This is a genomic window from Cellulomonas endometrii, from assembly GCF_949769265.1.
GTDB lineage: Bacteria > Actinomycetota > Actinomycetes > Actinomycetales > Cellulomonadaceae > Cellulomonas > Cellulomonas endometrii.
The window spans coordinates 77,427-93,088 of the sequence record NZ_CATKPC010000013.1 but is presented as its reverse complement, the minus strand read 5'-3'; the positions used below and the strand labels follow the sequence as shown (position 1 = coordinate 93,088).

General features: G+C 74.7%; 14 protein-coding genes. 5 read left to right on the top strand and 9 right to left on the bottom strand.

Annotated features, from left to right (window positions below; translation table 11 throughout):
• Nucleotides 1-198 precede the first annotated feature (198 nt).
• The 3 genes from QNH85_RS14210 to QNH85_RS14200 form a co-directional block, all read right to left on the bottom strand.
• The gene (locus QNH85_RS14210) at nucleotides 199-933 is read right to left on the bottom strand and encodes a S24/S26 family peptidase (RefSeq protein WP_282947422.1); all 735 of its coding nucleotides are present in this window, start codon (nucleotides 931-933) and stop codon (nucleotides 199-201) included.
• Nucleotides 934-957: 24 nt separating this feature from the next.
• A complete protein-coding gene (locus tag QNH85_RS14205) occupies nucleotides 958-1,584 on the bottom strand; it encodes a hypothetical protein (RefSeq protein ID WP_282947420.1) in 627 nt (208 codons plus the stop codon).
• 151 nt (nucleotides 1,585-1,735) lie between these two features.
• Entirely contained in the window at nucleotides 1,736-3,637 is a 1,902-nt protein-coding gene (locus QNH85_RS14200; protein ID WP_282947419.1) for a putative bifunctional diguanylate cyclase/phosphodiesterase, read from the bottom strand.
• A 323-nt stretch (nucleotides 3,638-3,960) separates the two neighbouring features.
• Here QNH85_RS14200 and QNH85_RS14195 point away from each other — a divergent pair, with 323 nt between their 5' ends.
• The 4 genes from QNH85_RS14195 to QNH85_RS14180 all read left to right on the top strand — a co-directional run bounded on the left by QNH85_RS14195 (nucleotide 3,961) and on the right by QNH85_RS14180 (nucleotide 7,892).
• Nucleotides 3,961-4,602, top strand: a complete 642-nt coding sequence (locus QNH85_RS14195) for a PilZ domain-containing protein (RefSeq protein ID WP_282947417.1) — start codon at nucleotides 3,961-3,963, stop codon at nucleotides 4,600-4,602.
• Nucleotides 4,603-4,684: 82 nt separating this feature from the next.
• Nucleotides 4,685-6,292 (top strand): DEAD/DEAH box helicase, encoded by a 1,608-nt coding sequence (locus QNH85_RS14190; protein WP_282947416.1) that lies wholly within the window; start codon nucleotides 4,685-4,687, stop codon nucleotides 6,290-6,292.
• Nucleotides 6,293-6,498: 206 nt separating this feature from the next.
• Entirely contained in the window at nucleotides 6,499-6,915 is a 417-nt protein-coding gene (gene msrB / locus QNH85_RS14185) for a peptide-methionine (R)-S-oxide reductase MsrB (protein ID WP_282947414.1), read from the top strand.
• Between the two features lie 65 nt (nucleotides 6,916-6,980).
• The gene (locus QNH85_RS14180; protein ID WP_282947412.1) at nucleotides 6,981-7,892 is read left to right on the top strand and encodes an NERD domain-containing protein; all 912 of its coding nucleotides are present in this window, start codon (nucleotides 6,981-6,983) and stop codon (nucleotides 7,890-7,892) included.
• Between the two features lie 59 nt (nucleotides 7,893-7,951).
• Here the strand turns inward: QNH85_RS14180 and QNH85_RS14175 are convergent, their stop codons facing one another.
• The 6 genes from QNH85_RS14175 to QNH85_RS14150 all read right to left on the bottom strand — a co-directional run bounded on the left by QNH85_RS14175 (nucleotide 7,952) and on the right by QNH85_RS14150 (nucleotide 14,937).
• The gene (locus QNH85_RS14175; RefSeq protein WP_282947410.1) at nucleotides 7,952-8,419 is read right to left on the bottom strand and encodes a MarR family winged helix-turn-helix transcriptional regulator; all 468 of its coding nucleotides are present in this window, start codon (nucleotides 8,417-8,419) and stop codon (nucleotides 7,952-7,954) included.
• A gap of 192 nt (nucleotides 8,420-8,611) precedes the next feature.
• Nucleotides 8,612-10,321: an MFS transporter gene (locus QNH85_RS14170; protein ID WP_282947409.1), complete on the bottom strand. Its 1,710-nt coding sequence runs from the start codon at nucleotides 10,319-10,321 to the stop codon at nucleotides 8,612-8,614.
• Nucleotides 10,322-10,441: 120 nt separating this feature from the next.
• Nucleotides 10,442-10,927, bottom strand: a complete 486-nt coding sequence (locus tag QNH85_RS14165) for a MarR family winged helix-turn-helix transcriptional regulator (protein WP_282947407.1) — start codon at nucleotides 10,925-10,927, stop codon at nucleotides 10,442-10,444.
• A gap of 144 nt (nucleotides 10,928-11,071) precedes the next feature.
• Nucleotides 11,072-12,913, bottom strand: a complete 1,842-nt coding sequence (locus tag QNH85_RS14160) for a gamma-glutamyltransferase family protein (RefSeq protein WP_282947474.1) — start codon at nucleotides 12,911-12,913, stop codon at nucleotides 11,072-11,074.
• A gap of 135 nt (nucleotides 12,914-13,048) precedes the next feature.
• Entirely contained in the window at nucleotides 13,049-13,936 is an 888-nt protein-coding gene (locus tag QNH85_RS14155; protein WP_282947405.1) for an ABC transporter permease, read from the bottom strand.
• Nucleotides 13,933-14,937 carry an ATP-binding cassette domain-containing protein gene (locus tag QNH85_RS14150; RefSeq protein WP_282947403.1) on the bottom strand — a complete coding sequence of 335 codons (1,005 nt, stop codon included), beginning with the start codon at nucleotides 14,935-14,937 and terminating at the stop codon, nucleotides 13,933-13,935. The genes QNH85_RS14155 and QNH85_RS14150 overlap by 4 nt, the downstream gene beginning before the upstream one ends.
• A gap of 73 nt (nucleotides 14,938-15,010) precedes the next feature.
• Here QNH85_RS14150 and QNH85_RS14145 point away from each other — a divergent pair, with 73 nt between their 5' ends.
• On the top strand, nucleotides 15,011-15,655 hold the full coding sequence (locus QNH85_RS14145; protein ID WP_282947401.1) for a hypothetical protein: 645 nt from the start codon (nucleotides 15,011-15,013) through the stop codon (nucleotides 15,653-15,655).
• Nucleotides 15,656-15,662: the final 7 nt, after the last annotated feature.

Below are 15,662 nucleotides of genomic sequence, written 5' to 3'. Positions count from 1 at the left end.
GTGGGGGCCGGGGGGGTGGGGGCCGGGGCCGGGGGGCCGACGGGGATCGAGATCGTCACCGTCGCGGCATCCCCGAACTGCGCGGACGCGAACCCGACCGCCGGGCCGAGCAACGCCGCGGCGACCAGCAGCGTGCCGAGCACCAGCCGGCCCCAGGGGCCGAGCAGGGGTCCGTCCGCGGCGTCGACCGCGGGCGCCTCAGCCGAGGAGGAGCGCATCGTCGTGCCGTTCGCGGGCGCCCGCACGGTGCTCGCCGGCGGCCCGGCGGGAGCGGCGGTCGTCGAGCAGGGACATGAGCTCGAGCGCGGCCAGGGCGGCGAGCGGCGGCACCAGCATGACCATGCGGCCCTGCGGCGAGCCGGCCCAGTCGAGCACCCAGCCCCAGCGCGGGTAGACGTGCAGGATGATGCCGCGGACCTGGGCCAGCGGGGTGGCGTTCGGGTCCGGCTCGGCGTTCGCGTCGCCCTTGGTGAAGATGTAGGGCCTGGTCAGCGGGTCGCCGGTCTCGGGGTCGACGGTCTGGACCATCTTCCCGGTGACGGCGTCCTGCTGCATGACCGGCAGGTTCTTCAGCGCGACGATGCGGTGCGTCACGAGCTGGTCCGAGCCGGCGGGCCAGAACGTCGCCACCTGGCCGACCCGGAGCTGCGACGGGTCGTCGATCCGCCGCATGACGACCGCGTCGCCCGCGTCGAACGAGCCCTGCTCCGGGCCGGACATGGAGCCCGACGTGACGATGAGCAGCCGCTGCCCGTTGGCCTGGAACCACAGCGGGACGGCGAGCGACCCGGCGTACGCGAGCCCGCAGACGACGATCACCGTCCACAGCGCGGTCCGCAGGGCGCGCCGGGGCGTCGACTCCTGGGCCGCGTGCCGGGGGCGCTCCGCGTGCGGAGCCCGGCGCTCGACCGTCGGGGGCGGCCTCCTGCTCATCGGCGTACCAGAGCCTCCGCTCGGTCAGCGGTGCGGGTCGGTGGGGTCCTGCTCGGCCACGAACGTCAGCGCGAGGTCCGCGGTGCTGTTCTGGTAGGTGTTGTCCAGCGTGTCCGGGAGCGACACGCGCACGCACAGCTCCTCGGCGGCCGCGGCGAACAGGCTCCGGCCGAGCGGGACGATCTCCGTCGGCGTGCCGGCGAGGCCCGGTCCGGCGGTGCCGAGCGGCGTCGCACCGGCGAGGCCCGCCTCGGAGCACGACGCCGCGGGGACGGCGAACAGGTCGAGGCTGATGGCGTCGGCGAGCGGGCCGCCCGCGCCGCTCGTGGCCGCGTACTGCACGCCGTAGACCAGCGCGAGCGAGCCGGCGTTCGTCACGGTGACGGGGCTGTAGACCTCGTCGCCGGGGGCCAGGCTCCCGGGGGGGAGGACGAACGCGGCGTCCTCACCGGCGGTGATGTCGACCGAGCCCGTGGTGATGCCCGTGCGGCCGGCGTCGTCGTTGTCCGTGAAGATCGCTGAGGTCACGAGCGACGTCATGCCCAGCCCGGCCATGCCGAGGATCGCCACGGTGGCGACCAGCCGACGCCGACGGGCGGGGTCCCGCCGCGGGGCGGGGGGCGTGATCATCTCGCGGAGCAGCTCGTCCATCGCAGGTGGTCGTCCTCACGGGTGAGTCAGAAGTGGTCTTAACGGGTGGTATCGGTCAGATCGTCGCGCACCTTGAGGCGTTCTGCCCGTTTCTCGGGTGACGAGTGTGACGGCGTGTCGCACGGAGGTGTCACGAGGTGGCACGGAGGTGTCACGGGGTGGTGGTCACCGGGTTGTGCCGGGGCAGGTCCTCGGCGCGCAGCCGGTCGGCGGGCACGGCGGGCGAGTAGAGGTAGCCCTGGGCCTGGTCGACGGTGAGCCGGCGCAGCGCCTCCGCGGTCGCGGAGTCCTCCACGCCCTCGGCGACCACCTGCAGCCCGAACGAGTGCGCGAGGTCGACCATCGCCTTGACGATGACCTCCGAGCCCTCGCGGCCGGTGCCGGACATGTCGGCCACGAACAGCCGGTCGATCTTCAGGCCGTGCACCGGCAGGTCCCGCAGCTGGGAGATCGAGGTGTTGCCGATGCCGAAGTCGTCGATGGACACGTGCACCCCGAGGTCGGCGAGCCGCTGCAGCACCGGCACGACGCGGGACGGGTCGCTGACCAGCGCGGTCTCGGTGATCTCGACCTCGAGCAGCGCCGACGGCACGTCGTGCGCCGCCAGCAGCGCCTCGATGACCTCGACGACGGCGTGCGAGGTGACGTCGTGCGCCGACAGGTTCACCGCGACCGGCACCGGCTCGCCCATGGCCTGCCACCGCTCGAGCTGCGCGACGCACGTGCGCAGCGCGTACCTGGTGAGGTCGTGGATGAGGCCGGACTGCTCGGCGAGCGGGACGAACAGGTCGGGCGGCAGCATCCCGCGCGTCGGGTGCCGCCAGCGCATGAGGGCCTCGAGCCCGACCGTCCGCCCCGTGCGCAGGTCGATCTTCGGCTGGTAGTGCAGCTCCAGCTCGTCCTCCACGCCGAGCGCCCGGTGCAGGTCGCCGAGCAGCACGAGCCGCGCGGGCGAGGAGTCGTCCTCCTCCGGGGAGTACACGGACACCCCCAGCCTGTGCGTCTTGGCCGTGTACATCGCGACGTCCGCCATGCGCATCAGCGAGGAGGCGTCGTCGGCGTGGTCGGGCAGGCACGCCACGCCGATCGACGTGTCCACGTGCAGGGCGAGCTCCCCGAGCATGAACGGCGGGACGAACAGCTGCCGCACGCGCCGGGCCGCGGCGTCGGCGTCCGCGACGGACCGCACGTCCGGCAGCAGGATCGCGAACTCGTCGCCGCCGAGCCGGGCGACGACGTCCTCCTCGCGCAGGTCGCCCCGCAGGCGGTCGGCGACCTGCTGCAGCAGCTCGTCCCCGCGGTCGTGCCCGAGCGAGTCGTTGATGTCCTTGAACCGGTCGATGTCGAGCAGCGCGAGCCCGACGATGGACCCGGTCTCGCGGTGCTCGCCGATGGCGCGCTCGAGCCGGTCGGCGAGCATGCGCCGGTTCGGCAGGCCGGTGAGCGAGTCCAGCAGGGCGAGCCGCGCGTTCTCCAGCGCGGAGGACTGCAGCCGGCGCGACGCGTTCCACACCGTGCGGAACAGCAGCAGCCACAGCAGCACCAGCCCGCCGACGACCACGAGCGTCACGGTGCGGGTCGCGGCCGCCACCGCGTCGGACGTGCCCTGGTAGTCGAGCATCACCTCGGCCGCCCCCACGACGACGCCCTCGTGCTGCACGGGCACGTACACGTCGAGCAGGGTGGTCTCCGTGCCGCCGAACTCCTCGCCGCGGACCTCCGTGACGACCTCGGCGACCGGCTGGCGCTGACGCGTCGCGGCGTCGAGCCGGTCGCCGTCGGGGAAGCCGGTGGCGTCGGCCTGGGAGTCGTAGAGCAGCGTCCCGTCGACCGTCCAGATGCGCAGCCGGCGCAGCTCGCGGAACCCGTCGACCTGGTCGGTCACGACCGCCGACTCGGCCGGGCCGAGCACCCCGACGGTGAACGCCTGCTCGGGCACGGACTGCGACGCGTAGGACTCGATGCTGCGCGCCAGCGCGATGCCGTCCCGCTGCGCCTGCGCCTGCATGACGTTCGACGTGACCAGCACGAGCGCGACGCCGAGCGCGAGCATGGCGACGACACTGACGACGGCGAAGTACCGGGTCAGGGGCCAGCGGCGGTGTGCGGTTGCCAGCTCGGGCCTCGCGTGCTCGCAGGGAAGCAGGCCGCCGGGAGCTCGACGACCTGCGCTGAGAGTAGGGTCGCGATGCCGGATATGGCGAGATCATCCTTTCCGGGCGTTTCGTCGGGTTCGTCCGGAAGCGGGTGCCGGCACCCCGGTCATCGACGACACGTCAGGCACTACCCGTTCGGGTCATGACCGCGCGCCGGGCACCGGGGTAACCTCCAGCAGCCCTCGCCCCGCCCCCGCCGCACCCCCCACGGATGGATCCCATGCACGAGCTCGCGCTGTGCTCCGTCGAGACCGACGCCGCCACCGTCCTGAGCGGCTACGTCCGCACGTTCGAGGACGGCGTGCTCTGGGTCGGCACCGAGGACATCGTCCGCGGCGTCTCGGAGGGGGAGACGTACGTCCTGCGGGTGCTGGACGAGGTCCGCGGCGAGTGCGTCTACCAGGGCGACTGCGCGCGCGTCACCGCCGACACGGCCGCGTTCACCGGGGTCGAGCTGCTGTCGACCCTGCAGAAGCGGGCCGTCGCGCGGGTCTCCGTGACGGTCGAGTGCGAGGGCTTCGCGGTGCTCGCGGCCGGTGACGAGGGGGACGACGAGGCCGCCGACGGCGCCGGTGCGGGCGAGGAGATCCCGCTCAAGTTCACCGTCCTCGACGTCTCGGCGCACGGGATGCGTATGATGAGTCAGACCGCGCTGCCCCCCGGCAGCACGGTGAGGTTCGTCTTCCCCGAGCTGTCGGCCGCGTTCTGGCTGCAGGCGGTCGTCGTCCGTGCCCAGCCCTCGCGCTCTGGCACGCACTACGGCTGCCGGTTCGCGGAGACCTCCCCGCGGGAGACGGACGAGCTGTTCCGCTACGTCCTGCGCACGCAGGGCGCCCAGCGCCGCCAGCAGACGCTCGCCTGACCGAGCCGCCGGCGCCGGTCGCCGCCCCGTACGCAGGGTCCGCGGGACGCACCCCATCCGACGCCGGAAAGGCGATCTCGACATGCCCAGCTTCACCGACCTCGGTGTCCCCGCCGCCCTCGCACGCTCCCTCGCGGGCAACGGCATCACGGACCCGTTCCCCATCCAGACCGCGACGCTGCCCGACACGCTGGCCGGCCGCGACGTGCTCGGCCGCGGCCGCACCGGCTCCGGCAAGACCCTCGCGTTCGCGCTGCCCGTCGTGGCGCGCCTCGCGGACTCCAAGCCGCAGCGCGCCAAGGCCCGCCCCCGCGCGCTGATCCTGGCGCCGACGCGCGAGCTGGCGACCCAGATCCACGCGACCGTCGAGCCGCTGGCCGTCGCCGCCGGCCTCACCAGCACCACCGTCTTCGGCGGCGTCGCGCAGAGCCGCCAGGTGTCCGCGCTGAACGCCGGCATCGACATCCTCGTGGCCTGCCCCGGCCGGCTCGAGGACCTCATCAAGCAGAACCTCTGCGCGCTCGACGCCGTCGAGATCACCGTGCTGGACGAGGCCGACCACATGGCCGACCTCGGGTTCCTGCCCGTCGTGAAGCGCCTGCTCGACCGCACCCCCCGCGGCGGCCAGCGCCTGCTGTTCTCCGCGACGCTGGACAACGGCGTCGACGCGCTGGTCAAGCGGTACCTCGACAAGCCGCTGACGCACTCGGTGGACCCCGAGGTCGCGCCGGTGTCGACCATGACGCACCACGTGCTCGCGGTCGCGGACGCCGACGCCAAGAAGGAGGTCGTGCGCGAGCTCGCCTCCGGCACCGGCCGCCGGGTGCTGTTCACGCGCACCAAGCACCAGGCCAAGAAGCTCGCGAAGCAGCTCACGCAGGACGGCATCCCCGCCGTCGACCTGCAGGGCAACCTCGGCCAGGGCGCCCGCGAGAAGAACCTCGCCGCGTTCACCAGCGGAGCCGTCAAGGTGCTGGTCGCGACCGACATCGCGGCCCGCGGCATCCACGTCGACGACGTCGAGCTCGTCGTGCACGTGGACCCGCCGGCCGAGCACAAGGCGTACCTGCACCGCTCCGGCCGCACGGCGCGGGCGGGCTCCGGCGGCGACGTCGTCACCGTCCAGCTGCCCGAGCAGGCCGGCGACGTCCGGGACCTGACCCGCAAGGCGAAGATCACCGTCACCCCGCAGCGCGTCGCGCCCGGCTCGTCCGTCGTGGCCGCGCTGGTCGGCGACGTGGCGCCGCTGGTCACGCCGGCCGCCCCGGTCGCCCAGGCCCCGGCCCGGCAGCGTCCGGCCGGCGGTGGCGGCGGTCGCGGTGCCGGTCGCCCGGCGGGTGCCGCGGGTGCCGGTCGTGGCGGCGCGGGCGGGTCCCGCGGTCGTGGCGGTGCCGGTGCTCCCCGCTCCGCCGAGGGCGGATCCCGCCCCGCGGACGGCGGCGGGCGCGCGCGCTCCGGCGGCCGTGGCCGCGGCCAGGGCGTCCCCGCGCTCGGCGGCTCGATGGTCCGGTGGAGCTCCGGCGGCGACGCCCCCTCGAGCGGCGCGGGCGACCGCGGCGGCTCGCGCACCGGCGGCGCCCCGGCCCGCTCCGGCGCCCCGGCCCGCTCCGGCGGCTCCGCCGAGGGCCAGGGCCGGCGTCGGCACCGCGGCGGCCAGGGCCGTTCCGCCGGGGCCCGCGCGGCCCAGTAGCCCACGCACGCTGCACGCCGACGGGCGGTGCGGGCACCCGTTCGCCACGTGCGACGGGTGCCGGCGCCGCCCGTCGTGCGTGTGGCGGCCGGGCCGCGCACGGGGCACGCTGGCACCGCGGAACACCGCGCCCCCCGGGGACGTTCTGCTGCCGCGGGACCGCCGCGGCCGACCGGCCGGGGTGCCCGGGTGAGAGGAGTGCCGCGATGACGGAGCAGAGGACCTACGAGGTCACCAAGGACGAGCAGGAGTGGCGGGTCGAGCTGAACCCCGCCGAGTTCCAGGTGCTGCGGCTCGCCGGCACCGAGCGGCCGTGGACCGGCGCGCTGCTCGACGAGAAGCGCGAGGGCGTCTACCGCTGTCGGGCGTGCGGCAACGAGCTGTTCCGCTCCGACACCAAGTTCGACTCGCACTGCGGGTGGCCGAGCTTCTACTCGCCGCTCGCCGGTGACAACGTCGAGCTGATCGAGGACCGCAGCCTGGGGATGGTCCGCACCGAGGTGCGCTGCGCCCGCTGCGGGTCGCACCTGGGGCACGTCTTCGACGACGCGCCGCAGACCCCGACGGGTGACCGTTTCTGCATGAACTCCGTCAGCCTGACGTTCGAGCCGACCGTAGGCTGACCCCCATGTGGGGGAGGGGAGCGCCGATGCTTCAGGGTCGGGCCCGACGTGCCGATATCCCGGACGTGGAGCAGGCCCTGATCGTCCGCCGGTGGCGCCGTTACGGCGCCGACCGGTTGTACGTCACGGCCGAGACCGGCGCCCCCCTCGGCAGCGTCGACCTGGCCACCGGTCAGGTGGACGTGGAGGCCGACGCGCTGCCCCTCGAGGGCCCCGGCCTGGAGGACGCCGTGCGCGCCGCCGCGCAGGCGTACCTCCGCGCCGACGTGCCGGAGCTCGTGGTCGCGACGGCCGACGTCCTGCCCGAGGCACCCGCCCCCGTGGCCGCGGCGGCCGCCGCCGAGGCCCGGCCCCACGGGCGCCGCGCGCGGCCCGGCGACCCGGACGCGGCGGAGGCCCCCGAGCCCGCGCCGCGCGAGTCCGCGGCCCGCGGCCGGCACCGCGCCGACGACCTGGTCAGCCCGCGACCCGAGGGCGAGCCCCGCGGCCTGCGCGAGACCCTGTGCGAGCGGCTCGACCGGCTCGTGCTCGACGGCTGGCACGTCCTGCACGACGTGCCCGTCGGACGCCAGGGCACCGTCGTGTCGCACCTGCTGGTCGGCCCTCCCGGTGCGTTCGCCGTCGCCGAGCGCCCGGCCGGGGACGGCACGCCGGAGCGGTTCGTGCTGGACGGCCGGCACCTGTGCGTCGACGGCCACGGCGTGGCGGACCTCCGGGACGTGCGGCTCACCGCCGCGCGCGCCGGGTCGCTGCTGCGCACCGCGGTCGGGTCGACGGTCGCCGTGCGCGGCGTCCTGGTGGTGCACGGGCCGGTCGAGGTCCGCGACCCCTCGCCGTTCGACGCGCTCGTGATCGCCGACGGCACCGTCCCCGACGTGTTCACGGCCATGGCCGCGCGCTGGTCGACCGGCCGGGTGGACGCCGTCGCCGCGGTGGCGCGCCGCCGGACGACCTGGGCGCTCACCTGGGCGCTCTGACGCGCTGAGGCCACCGGGTCCCCGGGCGCGTGCCTCGCGTGGGGGCCGTGGCGGGCGGCTCAGTCCTCCTGCGGGCGGGTGGGCGACGCGGCGATCGCCTCGTTCAGCCGGTGCAGCTGCTCCGCCAGCAGCGCCTGCTCGTCGTCCGACCAGCCGTCGAGCACCGACCCGAGGTAGCCGCGGCGGGCCACGCGGGCGGCGTCCACCCGGCGCGCGCCCTCCGCGGTGACCCGGATCAGCTGGCCGCGGGAGTCCTCCGGGTCCGGGGACCGCTCGATGAGCGCCAGCTGCTCGAGCCGGCTCAGCTGGCGCGACATCGTGCCGCGCCCCACGCCGATGTGCTCGGCCAGCTCGCTCGCCCGCACCCCCGGCTCCCGCTCGATCCGCACCAGCAGCGGGTACGCCGACGGCTCCAGGTCCGGGTGCACCAGGCGCGCGAGGCGCTCCGACGAGGCGCGCGCACGCCGCAGCAGCAGCCCGAGCTCGGACTCGATGCGGGCGACGGGGTCGTCGGTCGGGGTCTCCACGGGCCCATTGTGGACGACGCGGGCGCGCGGGACGACGCGATCGGCGCGCGCCGGACCGGACGGCGCGCGCCGTGGTGCGCGACACGGTGCAGGACGCCGCGCACGACGCCGCGCACGACAGCGGCGCCCGGCCGTCGGGGACGGTCGGGCGCCGCTGGGGTGGTGCGGGTCGTGCCGGTCGTGCGGGACGCGTCAGGCGCGCGGCGTGCTCTCCGAGAGCGCGCCCCGGGCCGGGTCGCCCTCGGGCAGCTCGGCGTCGGCCTGCTGGCCCACCGCCTGCTGCGCACCGGGGGTGCCGGCCTCGGCCACGGCGGCCTCGGACGTCTGCTCCTGGTCGAGCAGCTGCTCCACGCCGGAGCGGCGGCCGAGCGGGACCTCCTTGAGGAAGAGCACCGCGATGAGCGCGACGACGCCCAGCGGCACCGCGATGAGGAACAGGTCCGCGATGCCCTCGCCGTACGACGACTCGACGATCGTCTTGATCGGCTCCGGCAGGGTGGAGACGTCCGGGACGGCGCTGGTGCCGCCGCCCAGGGCCGACGGGTCGATGCCGATCTCGGTCAGGCCGTCGGTCACGAGGGTGGTGATCCGGGAGCCGAGCACCGCGCCGAGCGCCGAGACGCCGATCGCGCCGCCGAGGCTGCGGAAGAACGCGACGGTCGAGGTGCCGGAGCCGACCTCGGTGACGTCCAGGGTGTTCTGCACCGCGAGCACGAGGTTCTGCATGAGCATGCCCATGCCGGCGCCCATGACGAACATGAACAGGCCGACCAGGACGAAGCTCGTGTCGTACCGGATGGTGCCCATGAGCGCCAGGCCGACGGTCAGCGTGGCCGCGCCGGCGACCATGAAGCCCTTGTAGCGGCCGTACTTGGTGATCAGCCGCCCGCTGATGGTCGACGAGATGAACAGGCCGAGGATCATCGGGATGGTCAGCAGGCCGGACTGCGTCGGCGTCTTGCCGCGCGCCACCTGCATGTACTGGCTGAGGAACACCGAGGTGCCGAACATCGCCACGCCCACCGCGACGCTGGCGATGACGGACAGGACGAGGGTGCGGTTCTTGAACAGGTGCATCGGGATGATCGGGTCGGCGACCTTCGTCTCGACGACGCAGGCGACCGCGAGGATCACCAGCGAGCCGATCACCATGACGGCGGTCTGCCAGGACAGCCAGTCGTAGCTGTTGCCGGCGAACGTCACCCAGAGCAGGAGCGTCGCGATGCCGGCGGAGATCAGGCCGGCGCCCCAGTAGTCGATCTTCACGACCTTGCGGGGCAGGCGCGGCAGGTGCAGCGTCCGCTGGAGCACGATGATCGCGGCGATCGCGAACGGCAGGCCGACGAAGAAGTTCCAGTGCCAGGAGATCGCGTCGGTGATGACGCCGCCGAGCAGCGGGCCGCCGACCATGCCGATGCCCATGATGCCGCCCATGAGGCCCATGTACTTGCCGCGCTCGCGGGGGCTGAGGATGTCCGCGAGCAGGACCGTCGCCAGCGCCGTCAGGCCGCCGGCGCCGATGCCCTGGATCGCGCGCATGCCGATCAGGAACTCGACGTTCTGGGAGAAGCCGGCCGCCGCGGAGGAGATCACGGAGATCGCGAGCGCCAGCTGGATGAGCAGCTTGCGGTTCACCAGGTCGGCGAGCTTGCCCCAGATCGGGGTGGTGATCGTCGTGGTGAGCAGGGTCGCCGTGACGACCCAGGTGTAGGAGGACTGCGAGCCGCCGAGGTCGCTGACGATCTTCGGCAGGGAGCTCGACACGACGCTCGTGGCCAGGATGGACACGAACATGCCGAGGAGGATCCCGGAGAGGGACTCCATCACCTGCCTGTGGGTCATCGCGGGTGCGTCGGCGCCGCTCGCGACGGCGGGGCTCTCGGCCCGGGTGGTGCTGGTCATGTGTCTCTGCTTTCGACTGTGGTGCGGTGCCCGGCGCCGTCGGCGGGACGTGGTGGTGGTGGTGCTGCGCGCCCGGGGACGCGTGCTGGTGCCGGCCGGTGCTGCGTGGCCGGGGGTCTGTCAGGTCGCCGTGGCGACGAGCCCGGCGGCGACCGGGGCGCCGACGAGGCCGGACACGGTGTCGGTGACCCGCTCGATCTGGGCGGTCGCGAGCTCGAGGTCCTCGACGGTCCACCCGCTGAACACCGCGGCCGCCCGCGCGTCCATCGACCGCCTGGTGCCGGCGGTGAACTCCCGGCCGCGCTCGGTGAGGCGCACGGTCCGGACGCGCCGGTCGGTGCCGGGGCCGTCCGGGGTGGTGCGCTCGGCGAGCCCGGAGTCGACCAGGGTGCTGACCTGCCGGCTGGCCACCGAGATGTCCACGTGCAGCAGCTGCGCGATGTCCCCGATGCCGGTCTCGCCGCGCTTGTCGAGCAGCCACAGCAGGCTCATCGCGGCGCGCGGGCAGTCCAGCTCGCGCGCCAGCTCGGTCGCCGCCTCACGCTGGACGCGCTGAAGACGGGAGATCGCGTCGATCAGCGCGCGGTACGCGGGGGCGGCGGGCACGGGCCGGTCCTTTCATTGGTTGCAGCAGGCAAACTATCACAACGGTTGCGCAGGGCAACTTGTTCCGCGCGGGATGTGACGTGCCTCTCGTGCCCACCGGGCCGTCGCGAGAGAACCCGAGTGGCGAGGGACCGGGCCGGGGGATCAGCGGCCGGCGGCGTAGCCCTGCATGCCGCGGGGGTTGGCCGCCGCGTGCAGCAGGCCGTCCGGGCGGACGCCCGCGGCGCTGACCCGGCCCAGCGACCACGGGCCGGCGTCGTGCACGGCGTGGCCGCGCCGGGCCAGCTCGGCCAGCACGTCGGCGCCCAGGCGGGACTCGGCCTCGACGCCGCGCCGGATGCTCGTGCGGGGGTGGAACGAGGACGGCACGTGCGTGGAGTGCCACGCGGGGGCGTCGATCGCCGCCTGCAGGTCCAGCCCGAACAGCAGGTGCTGCAGCAGGAACGGCACGGTCCACTGGTCCTGCTGGTCGCCGCCGGGGGTGCCGAACGCGAACCCGCCGCCGTCCCGGAGCACCAGGCCGGGGCTCAGGGTGGTGCGGGGGCGGCGGCCCGGGGCGAGCGACGACGGCAGCCCGGGCTCGAGCCAGAACATCTGCGCGCGGGTGGGCAGCCCGAACCCGAGGCCGGGGACGACGGGGGAGCTCTGCAGCCAGCCGCCGGACGGCGTCACCGAGACCATGTTCCCCCAGCGGTCGACGACGTCCACGTGGCACGTGTCGCCGCGGGTCTCGCCGGAGGGCCGCACGTCGAGCGCCGGCCCGTCGACGGCGAGCGCGTCGGGGCCGCTCGGGCCGCGGGTGGGCTCGCCGGTGCCCGCGGCCGGCCCGCCGGCCGGCAGGTCGTCCTCGTACCGGCCGGGCCACACCGGCGCGCCGCCGGGGTCGGCGGCGGGCGTGCCGAAGACCGCGGACAGGCGCGGCGCACGCCCGCCGGGGGTGCCGGGCCGCACGTCGTCGGACGCGTCCGGGCCGACGAGCCGCGCCCGCTCCGCCGCGTACTCCCGCGACAGCAGGGCGTCGAGCGGCACGTCGCCGTCGGCCGGGTCGCCGTACCAGGCCTCCCGGTCGGCGAACGCGAGCTTGGTCACCTCCAGCGACGTGTGCACCAGGTCGGCGGACCCGGGCTCCGCGTCGGCGACGCCGAGCGCCTCGAGCAGCCGCAGCTGCTGCAGCAGCACCGGGCCCTGGCCCCACGCGGCGGTCTTGTGCACCTGGACGCCCGCGAAGTCGACGGACACGGTCGGCTCCTCGGTCGCCCGCCACCCGGCCAGGTCGTCACCGGTCAGCACGCCGGCGTGCGCCTCGCCGGAGGAGTCCAGCACCGGCGTGCGGACGTAGTCGGCCATCGCCTCGGCGACGAACCCCTCGTAGAACGCCCGTCGGGCGGCCTCGATCTGCGCGAGCCGGTCGCCCCCGGCGGCCGCGGCCTCGGCCAGCACGCGGGTGTAGGTGTCGGCCAGCGCGGGGTTCCGGAACCGGGCGCCGGGCTCCGGCACCTGCCCGTCCGGCAGGTACACCGCGGCGGACGTCGGCCAGTGCTCGGCGAAGAGCTGCCCGACGGTGCGGATGGTCCGGACGGCCGACGGCAGCAGCGGGTACCCGTCGCGGGCGTAGCCGATCGCGGGCGCCAGCACGTCGGCCAGGGGCAGGGTGCCGTACCGGGCCAGCAGGTCCAGCCACGCCCCGAACGCCCCGGGCACGACCGCCGCCAGGTGGCCCGTCCCCGGCACGACGTCCAGCCCGAGGCCCGTGTACGCGTCGATTGTCGCGCCGGCGGGGGCGGGGCCCTGGCCGCAGACGACGAAGGTGCGCCCGTCCCGCGCGGTGTGCCCGATGATCGGCGCGTCGCCGCCCGGCCCGTTCAGGTGCGGCTCGACGACCTGCAGCGTGAACCCGGCCGCGGCGGCGGCGTCGAACGCGTTGCCGCCGGCCTCGAGGACGGACATGCCCACGGCGCTCGCCAGCCAGTGCGTCGAGCCGACCATGCCGTGCGTGCCGACGATCTCGGGACGGGTGGTGAACACGGACGGCTCCTCGGGCGACGGTGACGACGGGCGTCCACCGTAACCACGCCGGGCGGGCGCGCGAACGGCCGCCCGGGCCCGCCCGGCACGCGGGGCTCAGCGCGCGTAGCGCCGCATCGTCAGGGGCCCGAACACCAGCACCAGCGCCGCGCTCCAGCCCAGCACGGTGAGGATCTCGCTGCCGACGGGCACGTCGTTCATCAGCCCGCGCACCGACGTCACCAGGTCCGAGACCGGGTTGACCTCGACGAACGCCTGCAGCCAGCTCGGCATGGTCGAGGGGTCGACGAAGATGTTCGACCCGAACGTCAGCGGCGTGATCACCATCATCGACACGCCCATGACCGCGTTCGGGGTGCGCAGCACCAGGGCGAGGAACGTCCAGATCCAGCCGAACGAGAACGCGAACAGCAGCAGCAGCGCCACGCCGGCCACCACGCCGCCCGGGCCGCCGGCCGGCCGGAACCCGATGAGCAGCCCGAGCGCGAGCACGACGGTCGACGCGATCGTGAACCGGACGGCGTCGCCCAGCAGCATCCCGACCAGCGCGGACGGCCGCCAGATCGGCAGGGACCGGAACCGGTCGAACACGCCCTTCTCGATGTCGGTGTTCAGCGTGACGCCGGTGTACATCGTGATCATGATGACGCCCTGCACCAGGATCCCGGGGAGCAGGAACTGGATGTAGTCGTCGACGCTGCCGGCGATCGCGCCGCCGAACAGGTACGTGAACAGCAGCGTGATCATCACCGGGAACACGGTGACGTCGAACAGCTGCTCGGGCACGTGCTTGATCTTCAGCAGCGCGCGCCAGCCGAACGTCAGCGACGTGGTCAGGCCGCTGGGCCGCTCCGGCCGGGTGCCCGAGGCGAGGACGCCGCGGACGGCGGCGACGGCGTCGGCGGTCGACGCGGCGCTGGTGGCGGTGCCCGTCGTGCCGGTCGTCGTGCCGGCCGTCGCGGACCGGGTGTCGTCGATGCTCATGCCGCCCCCTGCGTCGTCTGCGTCTGCGTCTGCGTCGCGTCGCCGGACCCGGCGCCGTCGGTGGTCTCGGCCGGGTGGCCGGTCAGGGCCAGGAACACCTCGTCGAGGCTCGGCTGCCCGAGGGAGAACTGCGCGACCGGGATGTCGGTGGCCTCCAGCGCCGCGATGCCCCGCATGGCCGGCGCGGACGAGTCGACGGTCGCGGTCAGGGCCGACGGGTCCGGGTCGTCGGTCACATCGGTGCCGAGCGCGCGCTCCAGGACCGCGCGGGCGCGGGGGCGGTCGTCGGGGTTGATCAGCCGGACGTGCAGGGCGCTGGCCCCGACCGACCCCTTCAGCTGCCCGGGCGTCCCCTCGGCGATGACCCGGCCGGAGTCGATGACGGAGATCCGGTCGGCGAGCTGGTCCGCCTCGTCCAGGTACTGCGTGGTGAGCAGCACGGTGGTCCCGGACGACACCATCGCGCGGACGATGTCCCACACCTGGTTCCGGCTCCGCGGGTCGAGCCCGGTGGTGGGCTCGTCGAGGAAGATCAGCTCCGGCGTGACGACGATGCTGGCGGCGATGTCGATGCGCCGCCGCATGCCGCCGGAGAACTTCTTGACCTGCCGGTCCGCGGCGTCGGCGAGCCCGAACGCGTCCAGCAGCTCGTCGGCCCGGGCCCGGGCGGCGGCGCGCGAGTACCCGTGCAGGCGGGACACCAGGACCAGGTTCTCCACTCCGGTGAGGTCCTCGTCGACGGAGGCGAACTGGCCGGTGAGCGCCACCTTGCCGCGCACCGCCTCCGCCTCGTGCACGACGTCGTGGCCGAGGACGCGGGCGGTCCCGGCGTCGGGGCGCAGCAGCGTGGCCAGCATCCGGATGGTGGTGGTCTTCCCGGCGCCGTTGGGTCCGAGGAACCCGTGCACGCCGCCCGCGGCCACCTGGAGGTCGATCCCGTCCACGGCGCGGGTGTCCTGGAAGAGCTTGACCAGCCCCTCGGTCTCGATCGCGGTCGTCATGCGTGCACCCCTCGTCCGGCTCGATGACTATTCCTGTTAGGAACAGGGTCGAGGCCAGCGTAGGTTGGCGCCTGTGACGACGGCAATGGGTTTCCCCGGTGGATCTGCGGAGCGGCCGGGGTCCGGCCCCCTCACGCCGACGGGGTACGCGCTGCTCGGCCTGCTGATGTTCGCGGGCCGCACGGACACGGCGGTGACGGCCTACGAGCTGAAGCAGCGCGCGGACCGGACGCTGCGCTACTACTGGGTCGCGCCCGCGATGAGCCAGGTGTACTCCGAGGTCACGCGCCTGGTGGGCGCCGGCCTCGCGGCAGCCGTGCACGAGGACGAGCCGGACGCGGGCGCTCCCGCCGGGCGGCGCACCACCCGGTACGTCATCACCGACGACGGCGAGCGGGTGCTGCGGGACTGGCTGACCGGCACGCCCGCGGACTTCCCGGTGCTCAAGCACCCGGTCGCCCTGCGGCTGCTCATGGGCCACCTGAGCGACCCGGAGACCGTCCGCACGATGCTCGACGACTACGTGACGGCGCTCGCGGAGCACCGGCGGGACCTCGAGGCCGTCCGGGAGATGCTCGGGGACCGCGAGGAGGTCCGGTACCCCGCGATGGTGGCCGACTGGGGGCTGGCGTACTACGACGCGGAGGCGCGGATCGTGGCGGACCTGCGCGAGCGCGTCGGCGACGCGGACCGGTCCGCGGACCCGCCGGGGGCCTGAGGCGCCG

Coding starts and splice junctions, on each gene's coding strand:
- QNH85_RS14210 (WP_282947422.1), bottom strand. CDS start 933: ATGAGCAGGAGGCCGCCCCCGACGGTCGAGCGCCGGGCTCCGCACGCG.
- QNH85_RS14205 (WP_282947420.1), bottom strand. CDS start 1,584: ATGGACGAGCTGCTCCGCGAGATGATCACGCCCCCCGCCCCGCGGCGG.
- QNH85_RS14200 (WP_282947419.1), bottom strand. CDS start 3,637: ATGCTCGCGCTCGGCGTCGCGCTCGTGCTGGTCACGTCGAACGTCATG.
- QNH85_RS14195 (WP_282947417.1), top strand. CDS start 3,961: ATGCACGAGCTCGCGCTGTGCTCCGTCGAGACCGACGCCGCCACCGTC.
- QNH85_RS14190 (WP_282947416.1), top strand. CDS start 4,685: ATGCCCAGCTTCACCGACCTCGGTGTCCCCGCCGCCCTCGCACGCTCC.
- msrB (WP_282947414.1), top strand. CDS start 6,499: ATGACGGAGCAGAGGACCTACGAGGTCACCAAGGACGAGCAGGAGTGG.
- QNH85_RS14170 (WP_282947409.1), bottom strand. CDS start 10,321: ATGACCAGCACCACCCGGGCCGAGAGCCCCGCCGTCGCGAGCGGCGCC.
- QNH85_RS14160 (WP_282947474.1), bottom strand. CDS start 12,913: ATGGTCGGCTCGACGCACTGGCTGGCGAGCGCCGTGGGCATGTCCGTC.
- QNH85_RS14155 (WP_282947405.1), bottom strand. CDS start 13,936: ATGAGCATCGACGACACCCGGTCCGCGACGGCCGGCACGACGACCGGC.
- QNH85_RS14150 (WP_282947403.1), bottom strand. CDS start 14,937: ATGACGACCGCGATCGAGACCGAGGGGCTGGTCAAGCTCTTCCAGGAC.